The sequence below is a fragment of the Cellulomonas xylanilytica genome, assembly GCF_007989805.1.
Lineage (GTDB): Bacteria > Actinomycetota > Actinomycetes > Actinomycetales > Cellulomonadaceae > Cellulomonas > Cellulomonas xylanilytica.
In genome coordinates this window covers 55,003-81,593 of the sequence record NZ_BJUB01000006.1, presented here as the reverse complement: position 1 = coordinate 81,593, position 26,591 = coordinate 55,003, and the positions used below count along the sequence as shown (strand labels likewise).

Here is a 26,591-nt window from a genome sequence, read left to right as displayed (position 1 = left end):
TGGAGCATTCGATGACCGGAGGACCGGCGTGAGTGCCGCGGCAGAGCTCTTGCACGAGAAGCTCGGGGTCCATCTGGACCCCGAGCTTCTTGTGCTTGCCCTGACGCACCGGTCGTTCGCGCACGAGGCGGGCGGCATCCCCACCAACGAACGGCTCGAGTTCCTCGGGGACGCGGTGCTCGGGCTCGTGGTCACGGAGTCGCTGTACCGCGCGCACCCCGACCTGCCGGAGGGCGCGCTCGCGAAGATGCGGGCCGCGACCGTGTCGCAGCGTGCGCTCGCGCTGGTCGCCCGCGACCTCGACCTCGGCGACTACGTGCTGCTGGGCAAGGGTGAGCTGTCGACGGGCGGGCGGGACAAGGACTCGATCCTGTCGGACACGCTCGAGGCGGTCTTCGGGGCCGTCTACCTGAACCACGGCGTCGAGACCGCCCGCGCGGTCGTCGAGCGCCTCGTCGGGCCGTCGCTCGTCGCCGCGGCCGACCTCGGTGCCGGTCTCGACTGGAAGACGTCGCTGCAGGAGCTGTCCGCCTCCTTAGGGCTCGGCGCGCCCAGCTACGACGTCACGGGCGAGGGCCCGGACCACTCCCGCACCTTCACGGCGCGCGCCATCGTCGCCGGCGAGCCGCGCGGGGTCGGCGTCGGCCCGGCCAAGAAGCTCGCCGAGCAGGACGCCGCGGCGGACGCGTACCGGGTGCTCGCGGCGCAGCAGCGGCCCTGACGTGCCCGAGCTGCCCGAGGTCGAGACGGTCCGCGACGGGCTGGCCCGGCACGTGCTGGGCCGCACCGTCACGGGTGTCGAGGTGCGGCGCGACTACAGCGTCCGGCGCCACGTCGACGGCCCCCTGGACTTCGCGGGACGGCTCCGTGGCCGCCGGCTGGATGCGGCGGTCCGCCGCGGCAAGTTCCTCTGGCTGCTGCTGGACCAGGACGACGACGCCCTGATGGCGCACCTCGGCATGAGCGGGCAGCTGCTGGTGCGCGAGCCGGGCCAGGAGCGTCCGGAGCACCCGCACCTGCGCGTGCGGCTCGACCTCGACGACGGCTCGGCGCTCGACTTCGTCGACCAGCGCACGTTCGGGCACCTGAGCGTCCCCGACCTCGTCCCAACCCCCGACGGTGCGCCGGGCGGGTTCGGCTCGGCCCTGGCGGTCGTGCCGGAGCCCGTCGCCCACATCGCGCGGGACCTGCTCGACCCGGTGCTCGACCGTGCGGCGCTGGTGGCGGCGGTACGCCGGCGCAGGACGGGCATCAAGCGTGCGCTGCTGGACCAGACCGTCGTGTCCGGGGTGGGCAACATCTACGCCGACGAGGGCCTGTGGCGGGCGCAGCTGCACTACGCGCGGCCCACCGAGACGCTGCGGCGGTCCGAGGTGGAGCGGGCGCTCGACGGCGCGGCCGAGGTGATGACCGAGGCGCTGGTGCAGGGCGGGACCAGCTTCGACGCGCTGTACGTCAACGTGAACGGCGCCTCCGGGTACTTCGACCGGTCGCTCGCCGTGTACGGGCAGGAGGGCCGGCCGTGCCCCCGCTGCGGGACCCCGGTGCGGCGCGACGAGTTCATGGTCCGCTCCTCCTACAGCTGCCCGCGGTGCCAGCCGCGCCCGCGCCGAGGCCGCTTCTAGCGCGCGACCACGTTGCGCAGGGTGCGGCCGGCCAGGAACGCCGTGAGGTTCTCGGTGACCAGCTCGCCGGCGCCCCGCGGCCGACCGCCCGCGGCGTGCGGGCTGATCAGCACCCGGGGTTCGTCCCACAGCGGGGAGTCGGCCGGGAGCGGCTCCGTCTCGAACACGTCGAGCGCGGCGCCCGCCAGCCGGTCGGACCTGATCGCCTCGAGCAGGGCCGCCTCGTCGAGCGTCGTCCCCCGGCCGACGTTCACCACCCACGCGCGTGCGGGCAGGAGCGACAGGACGTCGGCGTCGATCGCGTGCCGGGTCTGCTCGGTGGCGGGCAGCAGCGAGACGAGCACGTCGGTGCGCGGCAGGTGGTCGGGCAGGTCGAACGCGGAGATCACCGGGAAGCCGTGGCGGTCGCCGGCGGCGGTCGCGACGCCGGTGACCTGCGCACCCAGAGCCCGCAGCAGCGGCGCCAGCCGCGCGGCGATCGAGCCGAAGCCCCAGATCAGCACCTGCGCACCGTCGAGCGTCCGGAACGTCGGCCCGGGCCGCAGGTCCTGCATGCCGCCGAGCTCGTCGGCCCACCGGTGCTCCGCCTGCGCGCGGACCAGGTCGGGCAGGCGTCGGGCCGCGGCGAGGACCAGGGCGAGGGTGTGCTCCGCGACCGGTCCGTCGTGCAGGCCGCGCCCCGACGTCACGACGACGTCGTCGGCGAACCCCGCCGCGAGCGCGGCGTCGGGTCCCGCCGCCAGGGTCTGCACCCAGCGCAGCGCGGTGAGGCGTCGGGCGGCGTCGGCCGTCTGCTCGGGTCCGTTGCCCCACAGCACGAGCACCTCGGCGTCGAGGGCGTCGTCGGGGACCGGCTCCGCCACGTCGTAGCGGACCACCCGGACGTCGGCGGGCAGCGTCGGGTCGTCGGTCATCGTGGTCGGCAGCAGGATCGTCGTCACCGTCGCTACGATGCCACCGCCGCCTCACCTACCGCCTCCGGTGGTCGGGGTCTCGTCGGCCACCGGGCGGACTCCGTCAGTCGTTCGCGCGCTCTCGCTCGTACGCGTCACGGTAGTCGGGGACCGTTGCCACGAGGGTGGCGTGGGACCCGCGGGCCCGGACGCGTCCGCCGTCCAGCAGGACGACCTCGTCCGCTGCGGCCAGCGGGCTGAGCCGGTGGGTCACCACGACGACGCCGCGCGGGTCCGCCAGCAGGTCGGTGACCAGGGCGTCGGCACGGTCCGGGTCGAGGTGCTCGGCCGGCTCGTCCACGAGCAGGAGGGGCGCGGACGACGCCAGCGCCCGTGCGACGAGCAGCCGTCGGCGCTCGCCACCCGAGACCGTGCGGGCGTCGGGGCCGAGGACGGTGTCGAGGCCGTCGGGCAGCCCGGCGAGCCAGTCGGTCAGCCCGACCCGGGCCAGGATGCCGGTCGCCTCCGTGGCCGTGAGGTCACCGCGCGCGACGCGCAGGTTCTCCAGCACGGTGGTGCCGAAGACGTGCGCGTCCTCGGTCCCCACGACGACCGCGGCGGCGACGGCGTGCCGGTCGAGGTGGCCCACGTCGTGCCCGTCGAGCGTCAGCGAGCCGGACTGCCGGGGGAGGAGCCCGGCGAGCGTGAGCAGGGCGGTCGTCTTGCCCGTGCCAGACGGTCCCACGAGGGCGACGGACCGGCCCGGGCGCAGGTCGAGGCTCAGGCGGGTGACCACCGCGGGGGCGCCCGGCCAGCCGCACGCGAGGTCCGACGCGACGAGCGGGGGCCGCCCGGCGGCGGCGTCGTCGGTGGCCGGAGAGTCGGTGGGGGCGTCGAGGAGGGCGAGGACCCGGACGGCGGCGGCGCGCGAGCGCTGCACCTGGATCGCGGCGGCGGGCAGCAGCGACGTCGCCTCGAACGCCGCGAGCGGGGTGAGCACGACGACGGCGAGCTCGACGGGGGAGAGCAGTCCCGCACCGACCGCCGGGACGCCGGTGAGCAGGGCAGCGAGCATCGCGATGCCGACCGCGAGCTGGCCGAGCCCGGCGGCGATCGCGGCGGGACCGGCCCCGGCGTCCGCGGCGGCGGCCAGTCGCCGGTCGGACTCGCGCAGGGCGGCCAGCTCGGCCTCCGCCCGGCCGGCGACCCGCAGGGGACCGGCGTCGTCGAGCAGGCCGAGCGCGGTCGCCGTCATGTCGGCGCGGCTCTGCAGGGCGCGCTGCTCGGTGCTGCGTGCGGCCCGGGCCGCGATCGCGGGCGCGACGACGCCGGCCAGCACCAGGCACGCGCCGAGCGCCAGACCGGCCGGGGGCCACAGGGCGCACATGGCCAGCACCGTCCCGGCCCCGAGGACGGCTGCGACCCCCGCCGGGAGCAGCCCACGCACGACCACGTCACCGACCGTGTCCACGTCCGCCCCGACCCGGGCGAGCAGGTCACCGCGTCGGACCGCCAGGAGCGTCTCGGGCCGGGCGACCGCGAGCCGCTCGTACAGGGTGGTGCGCAGCTGGGTCATGCCGCGCAGCGCGACGTCGTGGGAGACCAGGCGCTCGAGGTAGCGCAGGACGCCGCGGCCGATGCCGAACGCGCGCACCGCGACGGTCGCGACCGACAGCTGGAGCACGGGCGGCATCTGCGAGGCGCGCGCGATCAGCCAGGCGGAGACCGCGGCGAGGGCGACCCCGCAGCCGAGCGCGAGCGTCCCGAGCAGCAGGGCGAGCGCGAACCGGCGGGGATCGAGGTCGAGCAGCCGGACCGCGCGGCGCAGCGTCCCGTGCGTCATGCGAGCACCGCCGCGGCAGACCGGACGTGGACGACCTCGTCGGCGAGCGCGACCAGCGACGGGCGGTGCGCCACGAGCAGCACGGTGCGCCCCGCGTCCCGCAGGGCCCGGACCGTCTCGAGGACCACCTGCTCGCCCGCCGCGTCCAGGTGGGCCGTCGGCTCGTCGAGGACCACCAGCGGTGTCCGCGACAGCAGGGTGCGGGTCAGGGCGACGCGCTGGCGCTGGCCGAGGCTCAGTCCCGCACCGCCCCGGCCGAGCGGGGTGGCCCAGCCGTCGGGCAGGGTCGCGACCACCCCGTCGAGGCCGGTGAGCGCGGCGGCGGCCGAGCGCGTCCCGTCGTCGCCGCCGACGAGCTCGGCCACCGTCCCGGGCTCGAGGACGGGCCGCTGCGGCAGCCACGACACCTGCGCCCAGAGGGTCGCGGGATCGACGTCGACCAGGTCGACGCCGTCGATCGAGGCGCGACCCTCGTCGGGGCCCAGCAGCCCCAGCGCGACCTCGACGGCCGTGGTCTTGCCGACGCCGCTCGGTCCGGTCAGTGCGACGACCGTGCCGGGCCGCACGACCACGTCGAGGCCGTGCGGTGTGCTGCCGCCCGAGGTCCGCACGCCCACGCCCTCGAGCCGCAGGGTCGCCGTCCGCAGGTCCGGCGCGGTCCGGGTGCCGGCTGCCGGCACGGGGGTCTCCAGCACCTCGAACGCCCGTCCTGCGGCCGCGACGCCGTCGGCGGCGGCGTGGAACTGGACCCCGACCTGGCGCAGCGGGAGGAAGACCTCCGGCGCGAGGACCAGGACCGCGATCCCGGTGACCAGGTCCAGGTGCCCCTCCACCAGCCGCAGGCCGATGCCGACGGCGACCAGCGCCACCGACAGCGTGGTGAGCAGCTCGAGCACCATGCCGGACAGGAACGCGATGCGCAGCGTCCCCATGGTCGCCTGGCGGTGCGCGTCGCCGAGCGTGCGCACCCGGGCGCCGGGGCCGCGCTCGCGCCCGTGCGCGCGCAGCGTCGGCAGGCCCGCCAGCAGGTCGAGGACCTGTGCGCCGAGCCTCTGCATCGCGGCCAGACCCTGCTCGGAGCGTCCCTGGGTCAGCCGTCCGACCAGCACCATGAAGATCGGCACCAGCGGCAGCACGACGACGAGGATCCCCGCGGAGATCCAGTCGAGCCCCAGCACGACGAGCAGGACGCCGGGGGTCACGGTCGCCGCCAGCAGCAGCTGCGGCAGGTACCGCACGAAGTACGGCTCGAGCGCGTCGAGACCGCGTGTGGCCAGGGTGACCACCGAGGGCCCCTCGCCGGTGGCCAGCCAGCGCGGGCCCAGTGCCACGGCGTGCGCCACCACCTGCTCGCGCAGCTCGGCGACCGTCCGGGTGGCCGCGCGGTGCGCAAAGCGTTCCTGCACCGCCGTGACCAGCGCCCGGACCGCGACGACGGCCGCGAGCCACCCGATCGTCGGCGCGAGCACCTCCAGGGTGGCGCCGTCCGAGACGGCGGCGCCGAGCGCATGCGCGAGCAGCAGCGCCTGCGCCACCACCAGCGCCGCCGTGACGACGCCGAGCGCGGCGGTCAGGGCGACGTACCCGCGCGCGGCCCGGGCGTGCCTGAGGAGACGCGGGTCCAGCGGCCTCACTTCTCGACGGGTGCCTGCGTGGTCAGGGCGGGAAGCTTGTCGAACGTCAGGCCGATGTGGTCGGGGATCCGGTCGGCGGAGATCCGCTTGCGGAACACCCAGTACGTCCAGCCCTGGTACAGCAGGACGAGCGGGGTGAGGAACGCGGCCACCCACGTCATGACCGTCAGGGTGTAGTCGGTGGACGACGCGTTGGTGACGGTCAGCGAGTTGGCCGGGTCGAACGCCGGCATGACGTCCGGGTACATCGAGCCGAAGATCAGGACGACGGCCCCGACGATCGCGACGGCGGACGCGGTGAACGCGAGGCCCTCCCTGCGGCGCTGCGCGGCGACGACGAGCACGATCAGCGCCGCGGCCGCGACGACGACGGCCGCCCAGGTCCACAGCACCGAGTAGGCGATCTGCGCCCACACGGCCCAGACGCCCGCCACGACCAGGGTCACGACGGACGACCGCGCGGCGAACGCCCCGGCGCGCGCCCGGATCTCCCCGTCCGACTTCAGCGCGAGGAACACCGCGCCGTGGGTGAGGAAGAGGAGTGCCGTCGTGGCGCCGCCGAGCAGCGCGAACGGGTTGAGCAGCGCCCAGAAGCCGCCGACGTACTGGTGGTCCGCGTCGAGCTCCACACCGCGGACCAGGTTGCCGAACGCCACGCCCCAGAGCACCGCGGGCACCCACGAACCGACCATCAGGCACCGGTCGGCCAGCGCCCGCCACCGGTCGTCGTCGATCTTGCCGCGCCACTCGAAGGCCACCACGCGCACGATGAGCGCGAGCAAGATCAGCAGGAGCGGCAGGTAGAACCCGGAGAACATGGTCGCGTACCACTCGGGGAACGCCGCGAACGTGGCGCCGCCCGCAGTGAGCAGCCACACCTCGTTGCCGTCCCACACGGGGCCGATCGTGTTGATCATGACGCGGCGGTCCCGGTCCTTGGCCGCGCGGTCGCCGCGCGACAGCAGGCCGAGCAGCATGCCGACCCCGAAGTCGAACCCCTCCAGCACGAGGTAGCCGGTCCACAGGACGGCGATGAGGAGGAACCAGACGGTCGTGAGCTCCATGGTCGTCTGCTCCGCTCAGTACGCGAACGACAGCGGGCGCTCGTGCGCCGTGTCCGGGTCGTTGTCGGGGTTGTCCGGGCTGTGGTCGTGCTCGCTGTCGGCGACGCCCTGGATGGCGTACCGGTGCATGAGTCGGAACCAGAAGACGGCGAGGATCCCGTACAGGAGCGTGAAGGCGATCAGGCTCGTCAGGATCGTCCCGGTGCTGGTCACCGTGGACACGCCGCGCGCCGTGAGCAGCCAGACGCCGTCCACTCCGCCGGGGTTCGGGTTGGGCGCGACGACCCACGGCTGGCGGCCCATCTCGGTGAAGATCCAGCCGAACGACGACGCCAGGAACGGGGTCGCGATCGCGGCGATGCCCAGGCGGCCGACCCACACGTTGCCGCTCACGCGACCCTTGCGGGTCACCCAGAACGCCACCACGGCCAGCGCGGCCGACCCGAGGGCGAACCCGATCATCAGCCGGAAGCCCCAGTAGGTGACGGCCAGGTTCGGGATGTAGCTGATCGGCTCGCCGTCGGCGTCGGTGTACCCGAACCGGTCGGTGTACTCCTGCTGCAGCTGGTCGGTGCCCTGCAGGGTCGCCGAGAAGTCGCCCGTGGCCAGGAACGACAGCGCGCCCGGGATCTCGAGCAGGTGCGTGACCTTGTCGCAGTCGTCACCGGTGCCGAGCGGCCCGATCGCGAGCAGCGAGAAGGGCACGTTCGAGCTGGTCTGGCACAGCGCCTCGGCGGCCGCCATCTTGGTCGGCTGCTGCTCGAACATCAGCTTGGCCTGCTGGTCGCCGCTCAGCGCGACGCCGACGCCCGAGATCACCATGACGATCACGCCGAGGACGACGGCGGGCCGGTACACGTCTCGCGCCTTCTCCGCCTGGCCGGCGCGCACCAGGCGCACCATCCACCACGCGGCGATGCCGGCGACGAACGTCCCGGCGGTGAGGAACGCGGCGGAGATCGTGTGCGGGAACGCGGCCAGGAGCGTGTTGTTCGACAGGATGGCGCCGATGTCCGTCATCTCGGCGCGGCCGCGCTCGGCGTTGAACGTGGCGCCGACGGGGTGCTGCATCCAGGAGTTCGCCGCGAGGATGAAGTACGCCGACAGGTTGGTAGCGATCGCGACGGCCCAGATGCACGCGAGGTGGATCTTCTTCGGGAGCTTGTCCCAGCCGAAGATCCACAGGCCCAGGAACGTCGACTCGACGAAGAAGGCGGCGAGCGCCTCCATGGCCAGCGGTGCTCCGAACACGTCACCGACGAAGCGGGAGTACTCGCTCCAGGCCATCCCGAACTGGAACTCCTGCACGATCCCGGTGGCCACACCGATCGCGAAGTTGATGAGCAGGAGCTTGCCGAAGAACTTGGTCAGCCGCAGCCAGCGCTCGTTGCCGGTGCGCACCCACGCCGTCTGCATGATCGCGACGAGGGGCGCGAGGCCGATCGTCAGCGGGACGAAGATGAAGTGGTAGACCGTCGTGATGCCGAACTGCCACCGTGCCACGTCGAGCGTGTCCACCTGTGCTCCGAGGTGCGAGGCGTCCGTCGGGTCGGAGGTCCGGGCGGCTGACGGACAAGACGACCGGCCAGGTCAGACGCCTGGCCGAGAACGCGGGGACCGGGTCCAGTCTGCCCCTGCCGTCTCGGTGCTCCAAGCCACCGGACGGGGAAGTACGTCACACCCCGACTCGCCGCGGGGAGCGGGCGGCACGCCGTGCGAAGACCCCTGTGCGATACTGACCCCGGCTCCTAGGACGACCACACCGCCCCGGGACCCTTGAGCTCGCAGCACCAGCATGTCGTGCGCGCCAGCCGCCGCTTCGCCACCCGCTGGTCCCCGATCGGGACCGGCGGCTCCGGCCCCGCAGGCGATGGCGCCGACCGGGTGCAGCAGCCACGACCGCCGACTTTCCGTCGCCGCGCAGCACGCGTGCGACGACCGACCGACCGAGCACCGCCGCGTGTGGGTGGCGATGCCCGGTACCCAGGAGCACTTCGCGTGACCGACGAGAACACCCCCACCCCAGACGTGACGACCGCCGGGGGTGAGGCACCGCCCGCACCTCCGCGCCGCCGCCGTGCCACCCGTGTGACCGCCGCTCCGGGCAACGACGCCCCGGTCGACGCCGTGGTCACCGTCCAGGCGCCGGTCGAGCCGCCCGCCGCCGAGCCCGCAGCGGTTCCCGCGCCGGTCGTCGAGACGCCGGCCGCGGACGCACCGGCAGCACCGGCCGCACCGCCCAAGAAGAAGTCGCGCCGCGTCACGCGGACCGTGGTCGCCACGCCGGTGGACGAGGCGCCGGTCGCCCCCGCCGAGGCGGACGCCGGCACGGAGCCCGTCGTCGACGTCGCGCCCGAGGTCGTCGAGCCGGAGCCCACCAAGGCCGCGCCGCGCCGTCGTCGCGCCGGCACCCGTGCCGCCGCCGCTCCGGAGCCGGCTCCCGCGCCGGTCGACGAGGTCGAGGAGGAGGAGGCCGAGGGCGCCGCGACGCTCGACGTCCTGGCCGAGCTCGCCGCCGCGGCGGAGCAGGCCGACGTCGCCGAGCCGGTCGAGCCCGCGAACGCCACGACGAGCACCACCTCCACCGGCTCGCGCTTCGCCACGACGGCGCTGCTCTTCCAGGCCCCGGACCCGAGCACGGCCCGGCCCCGCCGCCGCCGCGCGCAGGCCAGCACCGGCTCGCCGGAGGAGATCTCCGAGGCCGCCCACCGCGCCGAGCGCGACGCCGCGCAGGACGCGACCGGTACCGGCACGGCCGAGCAGGTCGAGGCCACCGAGCAGGCTGCTGCGCCGTCGTCGCGCGGGTCGCGTCGCCGGGGCCGTCGTGGTCGCAGCGGTGACGCCGCACCCGTCGAGGACGCGGTCGTCGAGGACGTCGAGGCCGACGAGGAGCTGCCCGCCGCCGAGGTGGGGGAGCAGGCGGCCGACGAGCAGAGCACCGACGAGGCGTCCGACGACCAGGTCGAGACCGACGAGGACGACGAGGCCGAGGCGACCGACGAGGGGGCCCCGGGTGCACCCCGTCGCCGCCGTCGTCGTGGCGGCCGGGGCCGGCGCAGCCGTCCCGAGGCCGGCGCGACCGAGGACGCCGACGAGGCCGAGGACGAGTCCGACGAGGGCACCGACGCCGACACCGAGGCCGACGCCGACGACGCCGCGGGAGAGGGCGACGGCTCGAGCCGCCGTCGTCGTCGCCGCCGTCGTGGCTCGTCGCGGGGTGACTCCGGCGACCAGGGCGAGCCCCGCCCCGCCCGCACGCGGGCGGCGAGCGACGAGGTCACCGCGCTGCGCGGCTCCACCCGTCTCGAGGCCAAGCGTCAGCGCCGCCGGGACGGCCGTGACGCCGGCCGTCGCCGCCAGATCATCACGGAGTCCGAGTTCCTCGCCCGCCGCGAGTCGGTGGACCGCTCGATGATCGTGCGCGAGAAGAACGCCCGCACGCAGATCGCCGTGCTCGAGGACGGTGTGCTCGTCGAGCACTACGTCTCCAACCAGGCCCAGTCGTCGATGGTCGGCAACGTCTACCTCGGCCGCGTGCAGAACGTGCTGCCGAGCATGGAGGCCGCGTTCGTCGACGTCGGCAAGGGCCGCAACGCCGTGCTGTACGCCGGCGAGGTGAACTGGGACGCCGCCGGCCTGGAGGGTGGGTCCGCGCGCCGCATCGAGCAGGCGCTGAAGTCCGGCGACCCGGTGCTGGTGCAGGTGACCAAGGACCCGATCGGCCACAAGGGCGCCCGCCTGACCTCGCAGGTCACGCTCGCCGGCCGCTACCTGGTGTACGTGCCCGGCGGCGGCATGACAGGCATCAGCCGCAAGCTGCCCGACACCGAGCGCAACCGCCTCAAGAAGATCCTGCGCGAGATCGTCCCGGACTCCGCGGGCGTCATCGTCCGGACGGCCGCCGAGGGCGCCAGCGAGGACGAGCTGCGCGCCGACATCGCCCGGCTGCAGGGGCAGTGGGAGGCCATCGAGAAGAAGTCGAAGACCGCGTCCGCGCCGGCCCTGCTCCAGGGTGAGCCGGACATGGCGATCCGCGTGGTCCGCGACATCTTCAACGACGACTTCTCCTCGCTCGTGGTCGAGGGTGCCGACGCCTGGTCGACGATCTCGTCGTACATCGACGAGCTCGCCCCCGACCTCGCGCAGAAGGTCTCCCGCTGGGAGTCCGACGCTGACGTGTTCGCGGAGCACCGCATCGACGAGCAGCTGGCCAAGGGCATGGACCGCAAGGTCTGGCTGCCGTCGGGTGGCTCGCTGGTCATCGACCGCACCGAGGCCATGACGGTGGTCGACGTCAACACCGGCAAGTTCACGGGTTCGGGCGGCACGCTCGAGGAGACGGTGACGCGCAACAACCTCGAGGCCGCCGAGGAGATCGTCCGCCAGCTCCGGCTGCGCGACATCGGCGGCATCATCGTCATCGACTTCATCGACATGGTGCTCGAGTCCAACCGCGACCTGGTGCTGCGCCGCCTGGTGGAGTGCCTCGGCCGCGACCGGACCAAGCACCAGGTCGCCGAGGTCACCTCGCTCGGCCTGGTGCAGATGACGCGCAAGCGGGTCGGTCAGGGCCTGGTCGAGGCGTTCAGCGAGACGTGCGAGCACTGCCACGGGCGCGGCTTCATCGTGCACGAGGACCCGATCGAGAAGAACAACCAGCGTCCCGACGCCGGTGCCCAGCAGCAGCCCGCCGCGACCGTCGACGGCGAGGCGAAGCGGTCGCGCCGCAAGCGCGGCGGTGCCAAGGAGCCGGTCGCGCACCTCCCGCACGCGGGTGTGCCGGTCCTGCCGGAGGCCCGCGAGGCCGTCAAGGCGACCCTGGCGACGATCGCCGCGGCCGCGGCGCACGCGCACGAGCACGACCACGAGCACCACGCACCGGCCGAGGTGGCCGAGCCGACCGAGGCCGCGGCGCCGAGCGCTCCCGCCCTCGACGTGCTCGCCGAGTTCGCCGGTGCGAGGTCCACGGAGCCGGAGTCCGACGGGCCGGTCGAGGAGCTGGAGCTCACGGCGGTCCCGGCGGACGTGTTCGAGGCGGACGACGAGCCCGCCGACGACGCCGCCGACGCGGACACCACCCGGCAGGACTGACGACGGGCTCGTGCCGGTCAGCCGACCGGCACGAGCGCCGAGCGGTGGTCGAGGTCTCCTGACCGGCACCCGGCTCGACGTGCGATCCGTCACGTCGGGCCGGCCGGGGTCGGTCAGGTTTGACCCTGCGGCCAGGGGTCCGTACCCTAGAACGTCGGCGCGTCGTGTGCGCGCTGGTCAGGTGTGCCGCCGTAGCGGCGCTGACGCGAACCCCCACGGGAACCGGCGAGAACCGGTGGCAGCGGGATGTGCGCGGGCGCAGGCAGGGCACGCCCCGAGGTTTCACCGAGCAGTTGACAAGCAGTTCGACGAGCAGAGATGAGCAGCAACGTGGTGTACGCGATCGTGAAGGCTGGCGGCCGCCAGGAGAAGGTCGCGGTGGGCGACGTCGTCGTCGTCGACCGCCTCGCCGCGCAGGCCGGGTCGACCATCGAGCTGACCGCCCTGCTGCTCGTCGACGGTGAGCAGGTCACCACCGACGCGAAGGCCCTGGCCAAGGTGAAGGTGACGGCGGAGGTCGTGCGGGACGAGAAGGGTCCCAAGATCGACATCCTCAAGTACAAGAACAAGACCGGCTACCGCAAGCGCCAGGGTCACCGCCAGAAGCTGACCCGCCTCAAGGTCACCGGCATCTCCTGATCCCGCGCCGTCGGCCTTCGGCCACCGGCACGCGCAGCCCCCATTCTCTGAGCACGAAAGCAGGTTCGTCATGGCACACAAGAAGGGCGCGAGCTCCTCGCGCAACGGTCGCGACTCCAACGCCCAGCGCCTGGGCGTCAAGCGCTTCGGTGGCCAGGTCGTCAAGGCCGGCGAGATCATCGTCCGCCAGCGCGGCACGCACTTCCACCCCGGCGTGAACGTCGGCCGTGGTGGCGACGACACGCTGTTCGCCCTCGCCCCCGGCGCCGTGACCTTCGGGACGCGCCGTGGCCGCAAGGTCATCGACATCGTCGTGGCGGCCGAGGTCTGAGACGTAGTGCAACGGACGGTGCGGGTCGCGGAGCGGCACGCGCCGGACGTGGAACGAAGGCGATGACCGACCGTGGATCAGCGGTCTGAGTTCGTCATGACGACGCGGCATCGGTCCGCGTCGGGTCTTTCGTGGAAGGGGCGCACCGGTGCGGTGCGCCCCTTCTGCGTGTGAGTATCGAGAAGTAGCAATGCAAGGGAGGTCCAGCCGTGGTGACATTCGTCGACCGGGTCGTGCTGCACGCGACCGGCGGTGACGGTGGGCACGGTTGTGCGTCCATCCACCGGGAGAAGTTCAAGCCGCTCGCCGGCCCTGACGGGGGCAACGGCGGCAACGGCGGCTCGGTGGTCATCGAGGTCGACCCGCAGGTCACCACGCTGCTCGACTACCACCACTCGCCGCACCGGCACGCTCCGTCGGGCACGCAGGGCATGGGCGACCACCGCTCCGGCTCGACGGGCGCCGACCTGGTGCTCGGCGTCCCCGACGGCACCGTGGTCAAGGCCCCCGACGGCACCGTCCTCGCGGACCTCGTCGGTGTCGGCGCGCAGTACGTCGCCGCCGCGGGCGGTCGCGGGGGGCTCGGGAACGCCGCCCTCGCCTCGCAGCGGCGCAAGGCCCCCGGCTTCGCGCTGCTCGGCGAGCCCGGCACGGAGCAGGACATCGTCCTGGAGCTCAAGACGATCGCCGACGTCGCGCTCGTCGGCTACCCGAGCGCCGGCAAGTCCAGCCTCGTGGCCGCCATCTCGGCCGCGCGGCCGAAGATCGCGGACTACCCGTTCACGACGCTCGTGCCCAACCTGGGCGTGGTGCAGGCGGGCGGTGCGCGGTACACCGTCGCCGACGTCCCCGGGCTCATCCCCGGCGCGTCCGAGGGGCGCGGGCTGGGCCTGGAGTTCCTGCGGCACATCGAGCGGTGCGCGGTCATCGTGCACGTGCTCGACTGCGCGACGCTCGAGCCCGACCGGGACCCGATGTCGGACCTGGAGGACATCGAGGCCGAGCTGCGCACCTACGCGGGGGACCTGAGCATCGAGGGTGGTCGCGTGCCGCTGCTGGAGCGTCCCCAGATCGTCGTGCTCAACAAGATCGACGTCCCCGAGGCGCGCGAGCTCGCCGAGCTGGTCCGGCCGGACCTGGAGGCCCGCGGGTTCCGCGTCTTCGACGTGTCGACCGCCAGCCACGAGGGTCTGCGCCCGTTGACGTTCGCGCTCGGGGAGATCGTCGAGAAGGCGCGTCGCGACGCGCCGGCGCCGGAGAACACCCGGGTGGTGCTGCGTCCGAAGGCGGTCGACGACGCGGGCTTCACGGTGACGCGTCGCGAGGTCGACGGCCAGGGCGTGTACTTCTGGGTGCGCGGCGAGAAGCCCGAGCGCTGGGTGCGCCAGACCGACTTCTCCAACGACGAGGCCGTGGGCTACCTGGCGGACCGGCTGGCCCGCCTGGGCGTCGAGGAGAAGCTGTTCGCCGCCGGCGCGGTCGCGGGCGACGAGGTGCGCATCGGGCCCGAGCACAACGCCGTGGTGTTCGACTGGGAGCCGACGCTCATGACCGGCTCCGAGTTCCTCGGTGGTCCGCGCGGCGTCGACCTCCGGCTCGAGGACCACTCGCGCCCCACGCGTGGCGAGAAGCGCCAGGAGTACAAGGAGCGCATGGACGCCAAGACCGAGGCGCGCGAGGAGCTCTGGACCGAGCGCGAGGCCGGTGTCTGGACCGACGCGGCCGACAAGTGACGTCCGGTCCCCGGATAAGCGTGTGACCCGCGGCCGGCGCGCGGCAGAATGCGGCGCGTGACCGTCGACGCCCTGCAGGACCGCCAGCAGCTGGTCACGGCGTCCCGCGTGGTCGTCAAGATCGGCTCGTCGTCGCTGACCGGACCGGACGGCCGGCTCGCCCCCGAGCGGCTGAACGCGCTGGTGGACGTGCTCGCCGCGCGTCGAGCGGCCGGCGGGCAGGTGGTGCTGGTGTCCTCGGGCGCGATCGCCGCGGGCCTCGGTCCGCTCGGCCTCGCCACCCGTCCGAGGGACCTGGCGACGCAGCAGGCCGCCGCGTCCGTCGGGCAGGGGCTCCTCGTCGCGCACTACACCGCGGCGTTCGCGCGGTTCGGCCTGCAGGTCGGGCAGGTGCTGCTGACCGCCGACGACACGGTCCGGCGCGTGCACTACCGCAACGCCCACCGGGCGCTGACCCGGCTGCTCGACCTCGGCATCGTGCCCGTGATCAACGAGAACGACGCGGTGGCCACCGACGAGATCCGGTTCGGGGACAACGACCGCCTGGCCGCCCTCGTCTCGCACCTGGTGCACGCCGACGCCCTCCTGCTGCTGAGCGACGTCGACTCGCTCTACACGGGTCCGCCGTCGCGCGACGGGTCCCGGCGGATCGCGTCCGTCGTCCACGCGCAGGACCTCGAGGGCATCGACATCGCGTCGCGGGGGAGCGCCGTCGGCACCGGCGGGATGGTGACCAAGCTCGAGTCCGTCGCGATCGCGACGCAGTCGGGGGTCCCGGTCGTCCTGACCTCGGCGGCCCAGGCGGCGCAGGCGCTGGCCGGGCACGACGTCGGCACGTGGTTCACCGCGACCGGGCGGCGCACGTCGATCCGTCGGCTGTGGCTCGCGCACGCCGCGAACACCCGCGGCCGGCTCGTGCTCGACGACGGCGCGGTCCGCGCGGTCCGGGAGCGGGGGACCTCGTTGCTGCCCGCCGGGGTGACCGGGGTCGAGGGCACGTTCGAGGCCGGTGACCCCGTCGAGCTCGTCGGGCCCGACGGTCACCTGGTGGCGCGGGGGCTGGTCTCCTACGACGCCGACGAGGTGCCGGCCCTGCTGGGTCGTTCCACGTCCGAGCTGCGCGCGTCGCTGGGCCCCGGCTACGACCGCGAGCTGGTCCACCGCGACGACCTCGTCCTGGTTCGCAAGCGGCGCTGACGCCGCCCGGCGTGGGACGACGCCGAGGTGCCGTCGACAGCCCGCCGCGGGGGGCCGGCCGCCCGGACTACCCTGGTGCGATGACCACGTCGCTCGAGCAGCAGGTGCACACGACCGCCGGGACGGACGTGGCCGCGCAGGTCCGCGCGGTCGCGCAGCGCGCCAAGGTCGCGTCCCGGAGGCTCGCCACCGCGAACCGTGCGACCAAGGACGCGGCGCTGCGGGCGATGGCGGACGCGCTCGTCGAGGCTACCCCGCAGATCGTCGCCGCCAACGCGGTGGACCTGGAGCGCGGTCGGGACAACGGCACGTCCGCGGGGCTGCTGGACCGCCTCGCCCTGACACCCGAGCGCATCGTGGCCATCGCGGACGCCCTGCGCGAGCTCGCCGTCCTGCCGGACCCGGTGGGGGAGGTGGTGCGCGGCCAGACCCTGCCGAACGGTCTGCGGATGCGCCAGGTGCGGGTGCCGATGGGCGTCGTCGGCATGATCTACGAGGCACGCCCGAACGTCACCGTCGACGCCGCCGGGCTGGCGCTGAAGAGCGGGAACGCCGTGATCCTGCGTGGCGGCTCGGCCGCGGCGGCGAGCAACGAGGTCATCGTCGGCGTGCTGTCGCAGGCGCTCGTCTCGCAGCGCCTGCCCGGTGACCTGGTGCAGTCGATCGACGCGTGGGGCCGGGAGGGCGCCGTGGCGCTCATGCACGCCCGCGGCCTGGTGGACGTGCTCGTCCCGCGCGGCGGTGCGGACCTCATCCAGACGGTCGTGCGGGAGTCGACGGTGCCCGTGGTGGAGACCGGCGTCGGCAACGTGCACGTGTACGTCGACGAGACGGCCGACCTCGCGGTCGCGATCCCGATCCTCCTGAACTCCAAGACACAGCGCGTCGGCGTGTGCAACGCCGCCGAGACGCTGCTGGTGCACGAGGCGGTCGCCGACGAGTTCCTCCCGGTCGCCCTCGCGATGCTGGCCGACGCGGGTGTGACGATCCACGGCGACGAGACGACCCTCGCGCTCGCCCCCGACGAGGTCGCGTGCGTGGCGGCCACGGACGACGACTGGGCACGCGAGTACCTCTCGCTCGACCTCGCCGTCCGCGTCGTGGACTCGCTCGACGAGGCGCTGGACCACATCCGCGCGTGGAGCTCGGGGCACACGGAGGCCATCGTCACGCGCGACCTGGCCGCGTCCGAGCGGTTCGTCGCCGAGGTGGACTCCGCCGCGGTCATGGTCAACGCGTCGACCCGGTTCACGGACGGGGGCCAGCTGGGCCTGGGCGCCGAGATCGGCATCTCCACGCAGAAGCTGCACGCCCGGGGGCCGATGGGCCTGGGCGAGCTCACGACGACCAAGTGGATCGTGCACGGCGACGGGCACGTCCGGCCGTGATCGCACAGCCGGTCGTGCGACACTGAGGGCTCTCACGCCCACCTTGGAGGATTGACGTGCACGCTGCCCTGATCGCCGCTGCCGAGGCCGCCGAGCACACCAACGAGCTGCCGTTCCCGCCGGTCGTGTTCGGCATCGGCGCGTTCATCGGTCTCGTCGCCATGCTGCTCATCACCTTCGCCTTCCGGAGCGTCGGGACGCGCCACTGACCGACCGACCGGAGGGCACCGAACAGATGACGGAGCGGCCGCGCAGGACGCGTCTGGGGGTGATGGGTGGCACGTTCGACCCCGTCCACCACGGTCACCTGGTCGCCGCCAGCGAGGTCGCCGCACGGTTCGACCTCGACGAGGTCGTCTTCGTCCCGACGGGCCAGCCGACGTTCAAGCTCGACCAGGACGTCACCGCCGCCGAGCACCGCTACCTGATGACGGTGATCGCCACCGCGTCGAACCCGCGGTTCACCGTGAGCCGCGTCGACGTGGACCGTTCCGGTGTGACATACACCGTGGATACCCTCCGCGACCTCAAGACCGCGCGCCCCGACGCCGAACTCCTCTTCATCACGGGTGCGGACGCCATCGCACAGATCCTGACGTGGAAGGATGCCGACGAGCTCTTCTCGATGGCGCAGTTCGTGGCGGTCACCCGCCCCGGGCACGCGCTGTCGGTCGACGGGCTCCCCGGTGATCGTGTGCACGTCCTGGAGGTCCCCGCCCTGGCGATCTCCTCGACCGACGTCCGCGCACGGGCACACGCCGGGCAGCCAGTCTGGTATCTCGTCCCCGACGGGGTGGTCCAGTACATCGCCAAGCACAGGTTGTATCGAGGTCAGTCATGAGTGAACCGGGAGAGCGGCGCCGTCGTCGCGAGCTCCATCGCAACCCCGAGACGGGTGACGTCCAGGGCGTCGCACCCGACCCCGGGTCCGCGGCAGCGCCCCCCGCCCCGCCGCGGCCGGACGCCCCGGTCTCCCGTCGTGCGATGCGTGGGCCGAGCGGCGAGGACACTCCTGCGCGCGGCACCGCAGGGGACTCCGGCCGGTCCCGCCGGTCCATCCGTGACACGTCGCTGGACCCGACGAGCTCGCGCCCCGCCCAGCCGGGCTCCGGCACCCCGACGTGGTCCGCGCCGGCGCCCGCTGCCGCGCCGCCCAGCCGCCCGACCGCACCCCCGGCGTCGGCGCCCCGCCCGGCCCCCGCCAGCACGTCTCCGGCGATCTCCCGCCCGCCGGCCGCCCAGCGCCCCGCCGCCGCGGCGCCCCCGGCCACGTCGCGACCGGCAGCGCCGACGTCCCCTCCGACGTCCCGACCTGCCTCCGCCGCCCCGGCAGGTCCCCCGACCTCGCGCCCGGCGCCCGCCGCGGACGCTCCGGCGCAGTGGGGTCAGCGCGGTGCCACGTCCGCCGCTCCGGGCGCACCCGGCGCCGGCTGGTCGTCCGCACAGGCACCGTCGCGCACCCCGAACCCCGCGCAGGGCGGCACCGCCGCGGCGCCCGTCCGTCGTGAGAGCTCCGGCTGGACCGCCGCCGGTGCCGGTGCGGCAGCAGGGACCGCGGGGTCGTGGGCGACGCAGCCGCCGGCCGCGCCGCAGGCTCCCGCGCCGCAGCAGGCTCCGTGGCAGCAGCAGCAGCCCGCGTCGGCTCCCGCTCCCGCCGCCCCGCCGGCCGCCTGGCAGCCGACCCCGTCGGCCGCCCGTGCACCCACGGCACCGGCGACGAGCCGCCCCGCCGCCCAGCCCACCGGCCAGCCCGGCTGGTCCGGGACACAGGCGCCGACGGCCCCGGCGGCCGAGGCAGCGTCAGCGCCCGCCGCGTGGGCGCCGACCGGGCTCTCGCCGTCGGGCACCGTGCCCGCCCCTCGCGACGGCGGGGAGCCCGCGGCGCCGGCGTTCGCCGCGTCCGCCGCCACCGGTCGCCCGGACCGCGTCGGCTTCGGCGCCCACGACGAGGTCGACGACTTCGACGACGACGACGACGATGACGACGACGAGCGCCCGCGCCACCCGTACACGTGGCTGCACCTGATCGTGCTCGCTCTCGTCGCGTTCGTGCTCGGCTTCCTCATCGTCCTGCTGCTGAGCAACGGCTCGGACGAGGACCCCGGCTCCACCGCCGCGGCGCCGGCCGCTGCGCATCTCGTGACCGGCCTGCCGGCCGGACCTGCCTGACCTTCCTCACCCGAACCAAGGAGACCTGTGGCTGCGACCGAACGAGCGATCGAGCTGGCCGTGGCGGCCGCTCGCGCCGCCTCCGACATCAAGGCCGAGGAGATCATCGCTCTCGACGTCAGCGAGCAGCTGGTCCTCACGGACGTCTTCCTCATCGCCTCGGGCTCCAACGAGCGGCAGGTCGGCGCCATCGTCGACGCCGTCGAGGAGGCCCTGTTCAAGCTCGGTGCCAAGCCCATCCGTCGCGAGGGCAAGGCCGCGGGTCGGTGGGTCCTCGTCGACTTCGGGGACGTCGTGGTGCACGTGCAGCACGCGGAGGACCGGGTGTACTACGCCCTCGAGCGGCTGTGGAAGGACTGCCCTCTGATCGAGCTCCCCGCTGACGCGCGGGGGACCGACGAGGGCGCCGACGCGTGACGGCAGGGCGTCTGCTCCTGGTCCGGCACGGCCGGACCGCGTACAACTCCGAGGCGCGTCTCCAGGGCCAGGTCGACATCCCGCTCGACGCGGTCGGCCGCTGGCAGGCCCGCACGGCGGCCGCCCGGCTGCTGACCCGGCACGAACCGACGGCGATCGTCGTCTCCGACCTCAGCCGCGCCCACGAGACGGCACGCTTCCTCGCCATGGCGGCAGGCCTCGACCTCACCGTGGACGCCCGGCTGCGCGAGCGGGCGTTCGGCCGGTGGGAAGGGCTGACCGGTGACGAGCTGCGCCGCGACTGGCCCGAGGAGTTCGCCGTCTGGCGAGCAGGCGGGCAGCCCGAGGGCGTCGGCGCGGAGACCCGCGCCGAGGTCGCCCAGCGCGTGCGGGAGGGCGTCCTCGAGCACGCGTCGGCGCTCGGTCCCGACGACACCCTGGTGGTGGTCTCGCACGGTTCCGCCATCAGCTGCGCCGTCGGCGACCTGCTCGGCATGCCCACCGACTGGCACGGCTTCGCCGGCATGCTGAACGCGCACTGGACGGAGCTCGTGGCCACCCGCGGCGACTTCTCGCCGTCCTGGCGCATGGTCGGGTACAACCTGGGCCCCACGGACGCGTCGACGGACTGGAACGCCGGACCCGACACCGCGCGCGACTCGGACGCCGACGCCGAGACCCGGGACCCCGATTAGCATTTGGGCGTGCGTTCGTCCTAGACTCTCCGAGCGCCTACGGGCGTAAGTGGTTCCCCTCGGGGGGCCGCGGGGCTGTGGCGCAGCTGGTAGCGCACCTGCATGGCATGCAGGGGGTCAGGGGTTCGAATCCCCTCAGCTCCACCGAACGTGCTGGTCAGAGGCCACGCCGGGATCCTGAACCCAGGAGCCTGACGTGGCCTCTGGACATCTCATGGACACGTGTCGGTCCAGACTCGACCCCGGTGGATCGGATCTCGGGTTTCCTGCCGCGTGGTGGGCCGAACGCCGCACACCCGCTGGCATGGGGGTCCAACGTGACGTCGGCCACCGAGCCGGCGATGACCCTGTCCGAGCTCGCCGCCTACCTGTCCGTCAGCCAGGCGCTGGACGACCTGCGCTCCCAGGGCCGCCGCCCGGGGGTCGATGTCGATCTCGTTCAGCCAGGCGTCCACGGCCAGGATCGTCAGCCTGTCGTTCACACACCCGGTCGGCAGGTCACGGCTCTGTCGCGTAGGCGGCCATGAACATGTCAAGAAGACCGTCGATGGCGGCGTCGTCGACGGGGCGCGGCGTCAGCAGGGCGCGGTAGTACAAGGTCCCACTCAGCATCTCCGCGGCGAACTGCAGGTCCGCCTCGGCGTCCAGCTCACCGGTGCGCTGCGCCCGCTGGACCCGTTCGAGCGTTCTCTGCTCGACGGTGACCAGGAATCGGTTGTAGAGCGCATCTCGCACCGCCGGATCCGACTGCGCCTCGGCGATGACCGCCCGGTAGACCGGGCCGATCGGCGGGGTGGACAGCGCCCGACTGGACCGCAGGAACTGTTCGCGCAGGTCCTCGCGAACCGGCCCATCAGAGCGATAGTCCAGGTCGCTGACCCAGACATGACTGAGCGCGTCGAGCAGCAGCTCGGCGATGCTCGACCAGCGCCGGTAGATGGTGTGCTTCCCCACGCCGGCACGACGCGCGACGGCTTCGATGGTCATGCCCTTGTATCCGGATTCCTCGGCCAGCGCGAGGATCACGTCGAGCAGCTCTCTCGTGCGCTCTGCACCGCGACGCCGGGGTGCGGTCGACTCACCATCCATACCCCCACCCTACCGGCACGCAGCGTGCCGTTGACAGGAGCGGTGGCGGCGGTGCAGGATTCCCGGCATCGGCACGCACCGTGTCGATGCAACTGGTTGGGGCACCCCCTTCGCCCCACGGACCCGAGAGGAAACATCGACATGGGCACGACGACGACACCAGCGCAGGGCTCGTTCACGGCCGAGGAGCGCGCCGCCGTGAAGGAGCGCGCGAAAGAGGTGCAGGCGGCCACCCGGCGCGGTTCGACGGTGCAGAAGGCCGCCGAGGCCGAGCGAGGAGTGCTCGAGAAGATCGCTGAGATGAACGAGGCGGACCGGGCTATCGCGGAGCGGGTGCACGCCGTCATCACGGCCAGCGCACCGAGGCTCGAGCCGCGACTCTGGTACGGGATGCCCGCCTACGCGCTCGACGGCACGGTCGTCTGCTTCTTCCAGAGCGCAGCGAAGTTCAAGGCGCGGTACGCGACCCTGGGTTTCAGTGACCAGGCAAGGCTCGACGACGGCGCGATGTGGGCCGCGGGTTTTGCCATCACCGAGGTGTCGGCCGACGTGGAGAGGCGGATCGAGCACCTGGTGACGAAGGCCGTCGGCTGACTTCCCGCAGCGCACGAGACGCGAGCCGAACCCCGACGAGGAGGACCCCGATGAAGAGCATGACCTGCCAGCAGCTCGGAGGCCCGTGCCAGCTCTCGCTGCACGGAGAGACCGCCGACGAGATCATCAAGGCACAGGACCGTCATCTGCGTGAGGCAGCCCGCGGCGGCGACGCAGACCACGTTCCCGCGCACGAGGAGATGAGAGCGCGGTGGAGAAGGCCCGTGAAGGCGATGGCCTGGTATCGCTCCACCAAGACGGCCTTCGCAGAACTCTCGTGACACCTCCTGGAGCGTGCCCAGCCGCCACGAGGCACACCATGACGACGAACCGAACCAGCCGGCGCGGCCGGGCCGGTCTGAACTCACCGGCCTTCGACGTCCTGACTGGAGAGGAGACGTCGCCTCGGACATCTTGGTGCCCGCGCGTCACGACGACATCGAGGAGCAGCGCCCGTCGTCCACGGCATCGAGGCTGTGGCTCGGTCGACGCCCAGCACCTGCTGGAGGGCCCGGACGTCGTCGTGCAGGGCCACCGGGTGCTGCACCTGCGCTATCGGGTGCGCCGTCCGTGACCACCGCCCGGGAGCCCTGGCCGGCCTGAGGAGCGACGGGGCCGAGGGCCCGCGGCACACTGTGCTGCATGACGTCGGCCGCGGTGCTCGGTGCTGGGATCGGAGGCCTCGCGGCGGGGGTGGCCCTCGCGGGGCGTGGCTGGTCGGTGACGGTGCTCGAACGCGCCTCGTCGCTCGAGCCGGTCGGGGCCGGGATCGCGCTCGCACCGAATGCGCTCCGGGCGCTGGACGCGCTCGGGGTCGGGGACGCCGTGCGGGGGATGGCGCGGCTGGGGGGCGAGGTGGGACTGCGCACGCCCGACGGGCACTGGCTGGTGCGGGCCGACGTCACCGCGACGGGGGAGCGGCTCGGAGACACCGCTGTCGTGCTGCACCGCGCGCAGCTCGTCGACCTGCTCGCCGCCGCCCTGCCCGCGGGGGCGCTCCGGCTCGGGGCGGACGTCACGTCGGTCTCACCGGGTGCGCCGGGCGGCGCGAGCGCGGTGGTCACGGTGGCCGGGCTCGCTGAGGAGCTGACCGCCGACCTCGTCGTGGCCGCCGACGGCATCGACTCGCCCACCCGCCGGGCTCTGTTCCCCGCCCACCCCGCGCCGACGTACACGGGGGTGACGGCCTGGAGGTTCGTCGCGGACGCACCGCCGGGTGGTGTCGCGCCGGCGGAGACGTGGGGCCGCGGGTCGATCGTCGGCCTGACGCCGCTCGCGGACGGCCGGGTCTACTGCTACCTGACGGCCGTGCTGCCCGAGGGCACCCGGTTCGACGACGAGCCCGATGAGCTGCGGCGCCGGTTCGGCGGCTGGCACGCGCCGCTCCCGGACCTGCTCGCGGACCTGGACCCGGCCGCGGTGCTGCACCACGACCTGCGGTGGCTCGCGACGCCCCTGCCTCGGTTCGACGTCGGCCGCGTCGCCCTCCTCGGCGACGCGGCCCACGCGATGCCGCCCAACCTCGGCCAGGGCGGCTGCCAGGCGCTGGAGGATGCGGTGGTCCTGGCGGCCGCCGTCGACGGCGTCCCGGTCGGCGGCGGGCTGGCCGCGTACTCGGCAGCACGCGTGCCACGGACCACCCGGATCGCGCGGATGTCCGCGCAGGTCGGCGCCCCGACCGCGTGGACGTCGGGCGTGGCGGTCGCGCTGCGCGACCTCGGCATGCGCGTCGCGGGCCGCTTCGCCGCACCGCTGATGGAGCGCCGTCTCCAGGACGTGGTCGGCTGGCGGCCACCGACCTGAGAGACCTCAGTCGCGGGCTGACGGTCCGTCGTGCGTCGTCAGACGGACCTGACCGACGCGGACGACGTCGACGGCTTCCACGTGCACCCCGTCGGGGATGTCCCGCACGGTCGGGTCGACCCAGACGCCGGTGCTGCGCTGCCAGGGCAGGAGCTCGAGCCGCACACCGTGCCGGGCGATCGCGGACGCCCACGGCGTGAGGTCGACGTCCCAGTCGCGGCCGTGCCAGAAGTGGTCGCTGATCAGCTCGTCGCCGACGTAGGCGCGGCCGACGTCTCCGGTCCACCGCACGCGGAGCAGCGTGCGGTCGACGCCGTCGACCACCTCTCCGGGGACCTCGACCCGCACGACGGCGGCACCGGAGAAGTCGGTGGGGGCGCTGAGCCGGTTGAGGGGGCCGCCGCGCTCAGGACGGGGCGGGGTCGCTCCCGGGTGGAGCCCGGAGACGAGCGTGCGACGGCCTGCCTGCGGCGCGCTCACCCGCCACGACCGCCAGGGGCCGTCGTCGGACGGCTCGCTCAGGTCCCCGCCCTGCGCCCGGAGGGCCTCAGGAGCGGGGAGGAGCGCGACGGTCACGTCCGGGCCCTCCGTCTGCACGACGAGCTCGCCGTCCAGCGCGTAGAGCGGTGCGGACGACAGCACCAGCCGTTCCCGGCCGTCGACCTCGAGCAGGTAGAGCCGGTCGGTGCTCTGCTGGTCCAGGACGATGATCCGGGTCTTCTCCAGCTCGACGACGCACGTCGGGCCGGCCGGTGCGGCGAGCGAGATGATCGTCGCGTCCCCGCGGTGGACGGCTGCACCCGCCCCACCGACGTCGTGGCTCCCGTCGAGGACGAGCTCGACGGGGATGCCGTCGTAGGCGCCCAGCACGACGACGTCGCGGTCGTCGACGGTGACGCGGGTGAGGACCCGTGCGGTCGCACTCCGCAGCACGACGCCCGGCGCGAGCGGGTACCTCAGCGGCCAGACCACCGAGACACCGGCCGGGACCGTGACCGGCTGGGTGGGCACCGTGACGTCGCCGCCGTCGAGGGTCACCGTGAGCTGCACGTCGCGCTGCTCCGGCAGAGCCGCCTTCGCGGGCTGGTACGTCGAGGCGAACAGGTAGCCGCTGCGACCGTCGGACCGCACGGCCCAGCGAAGCTCGGTCGGGTCGGCGCTGCCGCCTCCGACCGTCGTGGCCATGGTGGCCAGGCGACGTCCGTCCTCCCGGAGCCAGAGGTGCTGGGCGCGCAGGTGGTGGTGGTGGGGACGGATCTGACCGTGCTCGCCGATCGGGGCGGCGAAGTCGTAGGTCACCTGCGGGACGTCGTTGGGGTAGCCGGTCGCGTGGGACTCCTGCTCGGAGCCGTGCGGACCCGTGCGCTGCGTCCCTCCGGCGTACATGTAGTAGCCCTGCCAGATCGAGCCGCTGCCGAGCTTGGCGAGCGCGAGCGCGGCGACGTCGGTGGGTGCCACCAGCGGCCTGCGGTGGTACGCGACGTGCATCCCTCCGCCGAGCTCGCACGTCGCGAAGGGCACCGCGGCGTCGTCCGTCAGCGGCACCGCGCCGGGGTCGACCGTGATCCCGTCGAGCGCCTCGCGCAGGTCCGCACCGACGGACAGGTCGTCGCGGACCGGGCTGTAGCGGAAGTGGAACGCCGAGAACTCGGGCCACTCCGTCTGCTCGTCGTCCCAGAAGCCGTCGGCGTAGGCGCTGTACACGGGCAGCAGGGTGTCGGGGACCTGCGCACCGCCCCAGCCGGTCGCGGTCCAGAGGGGGAGCCGGAGCCCGAGCTCCTCGGCGAGCCCGCGCAGGCGTGCGAGGTGCTGCGGCTGGTCGTAGAGCTCGTTGTCGATCTGTGCGCCGACGATCGGCCCGCCCTCGGCGTGCGCCAGGCCCCGGAGCTGCGCGATCGTCCGCGCGTAGAAGGCCTCCACGAGACCGAGGTACGCCGGGTCGTCGGTGCGGGTGGCGACGTCTCGCTCGACGAGCCAGTCGGGGAAGCCGCCGTACCGCGCCTCGCCGTGGGCCCAGGGGCCGAGCCGGACGACGACGTCGAGGCCCTGCGCCCCGGCCTCCTCGACGAAGGCGCGCAGGTCGAGCTGGCCGTCCCAGCGGAAGACGCCGGGCTCCGGCTCGTGCGCCTGCCAGAACACGTAGGTCGCCACGGAGGTCAGGCCGCCGGCCCGGGCGTGGCCCAGGACGTCACGCCAGCGATCGCGGGGGACGCGCGAGTAGTGGATCTCACCCGTGACGGGGAACCACGGGACGCCACCCCGCTCGACCCACCTGCTGGTCACCTCGATCCGGTCGTCGCCGGCGGGCGGCTCGCCGACGTCGAGGTGGCCGCGACGTGGTGCCGTCGGGGCGACGACGGTGAGGTGGCTGGTCATGTCTCTCCTT

The 26,591-nt window shown here is 73.8% G+C and carries 23 protein-coding genes, 1 tRNA gene and 1 pseudogene; 18 read left to right on the top strand and 7 right to left on the bottom strand.

The window, feature by feature from the left end; all coding sequences use genetic code 11:
* Positions 1-28 precede the first annotated feature (28 nt).
* Both rnc and mutM read left to right on the top strand, forming a co-directional pair.
* The gene (gene rnc / locus CXY01_RS10455; RefSeq protein ID WP_146927373.1) at positions 29-721 is read left to right on the top strand and encodes a ribonuclease III; all 693 of its coding nucleotides are present in this window, start codon (positions 29-31) and stop codon (positions 719-721) included.
* Position 722: 1 nt separating this feature from the next.
* The gene (mutM, locus tag CXY01_RS10450) at positions 723-1,625 is read left to right on the top strand and encodes a bifunctional DNA-formamidopyrimidine glycosylase/DNA-(apurinic or apyrimidinic site) lyase (RefSeq protein ID WP_146927372.1); all 903 of its coding nucleotides are present in this window, start codon (positions 723-725) and stop codon (positions 1,623-1,625) included.
* On the opposite strand, the gene CXY01_RS10445 is transcribed toward mutM, so the two are convergent.
* From CXY01_RS10445 to CXY01_RS10425, 5 genes are all read right to left on the bottom strand, one after another.
* Positions 1,622-2,539: an NAD(P)-dependent oxidoreductase gene (locus CXY01_RS10445; RefSeq protein ID WP_146927536.1), complete on the bottom strand. Its 918-nt coding sequence runs from the start codon at positions 2,537-2,539 to the stop codon at positions 1,622-1,624. The two genes, mutM and CXY01_RS10445, sit on opposite strands and share 4 nt — an antisense overlap.
* 103 nt (positions 2,540-2,642) lie before the next feature.
* On the bottom strand, positions 2,643-4,361 hold the full coding sequence (gene cydC, locus CXY01_RS10440; RefSeq protein ID WP_146927371.1) for a thiol reductant ABC exporter subunit CydC: 1,719 nt from the start codon (positions 4,359-4,361) through the stop codon (positions 2,643-2,645).
* The gene (gene cydD / locus CXY01_RS10435) at positions 4,358-5,995 is read right to left on the bottom strand and encodes a thiol reductant ABC exporter subunit CydD (RefSeq protein WP_146927370.1); all 1,638 of its coding nucleotides are present in this window, start codon (positions 5,993-5,995) and stop codon (positions 4,358-4,360) included. The genes cydC and cydD overlap by 4 nt, the downstream gene beginning before the upstream one ends.
* Entirely contained in the window at positions 5,992-7,059 is a 1,068-nt protein-coding gene (gene cydB / locus CXY01_RS10430) for a cytochrome d ubiquinol oxidase subunit II (protein ID WP_146927369.1), read from the bottom strand. The genes cydD and cydB overlap by 4 nt, the downstream gene beginning before the upstream one ends.
* A 15-nt stretch (positions 7,060-7,074) precedes the next feature.
* Positions 7,075-8,577 carry a cytochrome ubiquinol oxidase subunit I gene (locus CXY01_RS10425; RefSeq protein WP_146927368.1) on the bottom strand — a complete coding sequence of 501 codons (1,503 nt, stop codon included), beginning with the start codon at positions 8,575-8,577 and terminating at the stop codon, positions 7,075-7,077.
* A gap of 480 nt (positions 8,578-9,057) precedes the next feature.
* On the opposite strand from CXY01_RS10425, the gene CXY01_RS10420 reads away from it, so the two are divergent.
* From CXY01_RS10420 to CXY01_RS10370, 12 genes are all read left to right on the top strand, one after another.
* On the top strand, positions 9,058-12,150 hold the full coding sequence (locus CXY01_RS10420) for an Rne/Rng family ribonuclease (RefSeq protein WP_146927367.1): 3,093 nt from the start codon (positions 9,058-9,060) through the stop codon (positions 12,148-12,150).
* 330 nt (positions 12,151-12,480) lie between these two features.
* Positions 12,481-12,789, top strand: coding sequence for a 50S ribosomal protein L21 (gene rplU, locus CXY01_RS10415; RefSeq protein WP_186813379.1), 309 nt, complete (start codon positions 12,481-12,483; stop codon positions 12,787-12,789).
* Positions 12,790-12,859: 70 nt separating this feature from the next.
* Positions 12,860-13,120, top strand: coding sequence for a 50S ribosomal protein L27 (gene rpmA / locus CXY01_RS10410; protein ID WP_055913072.1), 261 nt, complete (start codon positions 12,860-12,862; stop codon positions 13,118-13,120).
* Between the two features lie 209 nt (positions 13,121-13,329).
* Positions 13,330-14,853, top strand: coding sequence for a GTPase ObgE (obgE, locus tag CXY01_RS10405; protein ID WP_146927365.1), 1,524 nt, complete (start codon positions 13,330-13,332; stop codon positions 14,851-14,853).
* Positions 14,854-14,901: 48 nt separating this feature from the next.
* Entirely contained in the window at positions 14,902-16,050 is a 1,149-nt protein-coding gene (gene proB / locus CXY01_RS10400; protein WP_146927364.1) for a glutamate 5-kinase, read from the top strand.
* A gap of 80 nt (positions 16,051-16,130) precedes the next feature.
* Entirely contained in the window at positions 16,131-17,438 is a 1,308-nt protein-coding gene (locus CXY01_RS10395) for a glutamate-5-semialdehyde dehydrogenase (protein ID WP_146927363.1), read from the top strand.
* A gap of 56 nt (positions 17,439-17,494) precedes the next feature.
* Positions 17,495-17,647, top strand: a complete 153-nt coding sequence (locus CXY01_RS20840) for a hypothetical protein (protein ID WP_186813369.1) — start codon at positions 17,495-17,497, stop codon at positions 17,645-17,647.
* Positions 17,648-17,673: 26 nt separating this feature from the next.
* Positions 17,674-18,279, top strand: coding sequence for a nicotinate-nucleotide adenylyltransferase (gene nadD / locus CXY01_RS10390; protein ID WP_146927362.1), 606 nt, complete (start codon positions 17,674-17,676; stop codon positions 18,277-18,279).
* Entirely contained in the window at positions 18,276-19,607 is a 1,332-nt protein-coding gene (locus CXY01_RS10385) for a hypothetical protein (protein ID WP_146927361.1), read from the top strand. The genes nadD and CXY01_RS10385 overlap by 4 nt, the downstream gene beginning before the upstream one ends.
* Before the next feature lie 27 nt (positions 19,608-19,634).
* Entirely contained in the window at positions 19,635-20,024 is a 390-nt protein-coding gene (gene rsfS / locus CXY01_RS10380) for a ribosome silencing factor (RefSeq protein WP_146927360.1), read from the top strand.
* Positions 20,021-20,719 (top strand): histidine phosphatase family protein, encoded by a 699-nt coding sequence (locus CXY01_RS10375; RefSeq protein ID WP_146927359.1) that lies wholly within the window; start codon positions 20,021-20,023, stop codon positions 20,717-20,719. The genes rsfS and CXY01_RS10375 overlap by 4 nt, the downstream gene beginning before the upstream one ends.
* 71 nt (positions 20,720-20,790) lie before the next feature.
* A tRNA-Ala gene (locus CXY01_RS10370) sits at positions 20,791-20,863 on the top strand.
* A gap of 354 nt (positions 20,864-21,217) precedes the next feature.
* Here CXY01_RS10370 and CXY01_RS10365 read toward each other — a convergent pair.
* On the bottom strand, positions 21,218-21,808 hold the full coding sequence (locus CXY01_RS10365; RefSeq protein ID WP_146927358.1) for a TetR/AcrR family transcriptional regulator: 591 nt from the start codon (positions 21,806-21,808) through the stop codon (positions 21,218-21,220).
* Positions 21,809-22,006: 198 nt separating this feature from the next.
* Between CXY01_RS10365 and CXY01_RS10360 the strand changes: the two genes are divergently transcribed.
* The 4 genes and pseudogenes from CXY01_RS10360 to CXY01_RS10345 all read left to right on the top strand — a co-directional run bounded on the left by CXY01_RS10360 (position 22,007) and on the right by CXY01_RS10345 (position 24,205).
* A complete protein-coding gene (locus tag CXY01_RS10360; protein WP_307724392.1) occupies positions 22,007-22,402 on the top strand; it encodes an iron chaperone in 396 nt (131 codons plus the stop codon).
* 50 nt (positions 22,403-22,452) lie between these two features.
* Positions 22,453-22,683, top strand: coding sequence for a hypothetical protein (locus CXY01_RS10355; RefSeq protein ID WP_146927357.1), 231 nt, complete (start codon positions 22,453-22,455; stop codon positions 22,681-22,683).
* Between the two features lie 197 nt (positions 22,684-22,880).
* Positions 22,881-22,976: pseudogene (locus CXY01_RS10350) on the top strand (dihydrofolate reductase); the annotation flags it as partial.
* 68 nt (positions 22,977-23,044) lie between these two features.
* Complete coding sequence (locus CXY01_RS10345) at positions 23,045-24,205, top strand: FAD-dependent monooxygenase (protein WP_146927356.1); 1,161 nt, start codon at positions 23,045-23,047, stop codon at positions 24,203-24,205.
* Positions 24,206-24,211: 6 nt separating this feature from the next.
* Here the strand turns inward: CXY01_RS10345 and CXY01_RS10340 are convergent, their stop codons facing one another.
* Positions 24,212-26,581 carry a beta-galactosidase gene (locus CXY01_RS10340; RefSeq protein ID WP_146927355.1) on the bottom strand — a complete coding sequence of 790 codons (2,370 nt, stop codon included), beginning with the start codon at positions 26,579-26,581 and terminating at the stop codon, positions 24,212-24,214.
* Between the last annotated feature and the right edge of the window lie 10 nt (positions 26,582-26,591).

Coding starts and splice junctions, on each gene's coding strand:
- cydC (WP_146927371.1), bottom strand. CDS start 4,361: ATGACGCACGGGACGCTGCGCCGCGCGGTCCGGCTGCTCGACCTCGAT.
- CXY01_RS10445 (WP_146927536.1), bottom strand. CDS start 2,539: ATGACCGACGACCCGACGCTGCCCGCCGACGTCCGGGTGGTCCGCTAC.
- rpmA (WP_055913072.1), top strand. CDS start 12,860: ATGGCACACAAGAAGGGCGCGAGCTCCTCGCGCAACGGTCGCGACTCC.
- CXY01_RS10365 (WP_146927358.1), bottom strand. CDS start 21,808: ATGGATGGTGAGTCGACCGCACCCCGGCGTCGCGGTGCAGAGCGCACG.
- CXY01_RS10355 (WP_146927357.1), top strand. CDS start 22,453: ATGAAGAGCATGACCTGCCAGCAGCTCGGAGGCCCGTGCCAGCTCTCG.
- CXY01_RS10385 (WP_146927361.1), top strand. CDS start 18,276: ATGAGTGAACCGGGAGAGCGGCGCCGTCGTCGCGAGCTCCATCGCAAC.
- CXY01_RS10345 (WP_146927356.1), top strand. CDS start 23,045: ATGACGTCGGCCGCGGTGCTCGGTGCTGGGATCGGAGGCCTCGCGGCG.
- nadD (WP_146927362.1), top strand. CDS start 17,674: ATGACGGAGCGGCCGCGCAGGACGCGTCTGGGGGTGATGGGTGGCACG.
- CXY01_RS10340 (WP_146927355.1), bottom strand. CDS start 26,581: ATGACCAGCCACCTCACCGTCGTCGCCCCGACGGCACCACGTCGCGGC.
- proB (WP_146927364.1), top strand. CDS start 14,902: ATGCGGCGCGTGACCGTCGACGCCCTGCAGGACCGCCAGCAGCTGGTC.
- cydB (WP_146927369.1), bottom strand. CDS start 7,059: ATGGAGCTCACGACCGTCTGGTTCCTCCTCATCGCCGTCCTGTGGACC.
- CXY01_RS10395 (WP_146927363.1), top strand. CDS start 16,131: ATGACCACGTCGCTCGAGCAGCAGGTGCACACGACCGCCGGGACGGAC.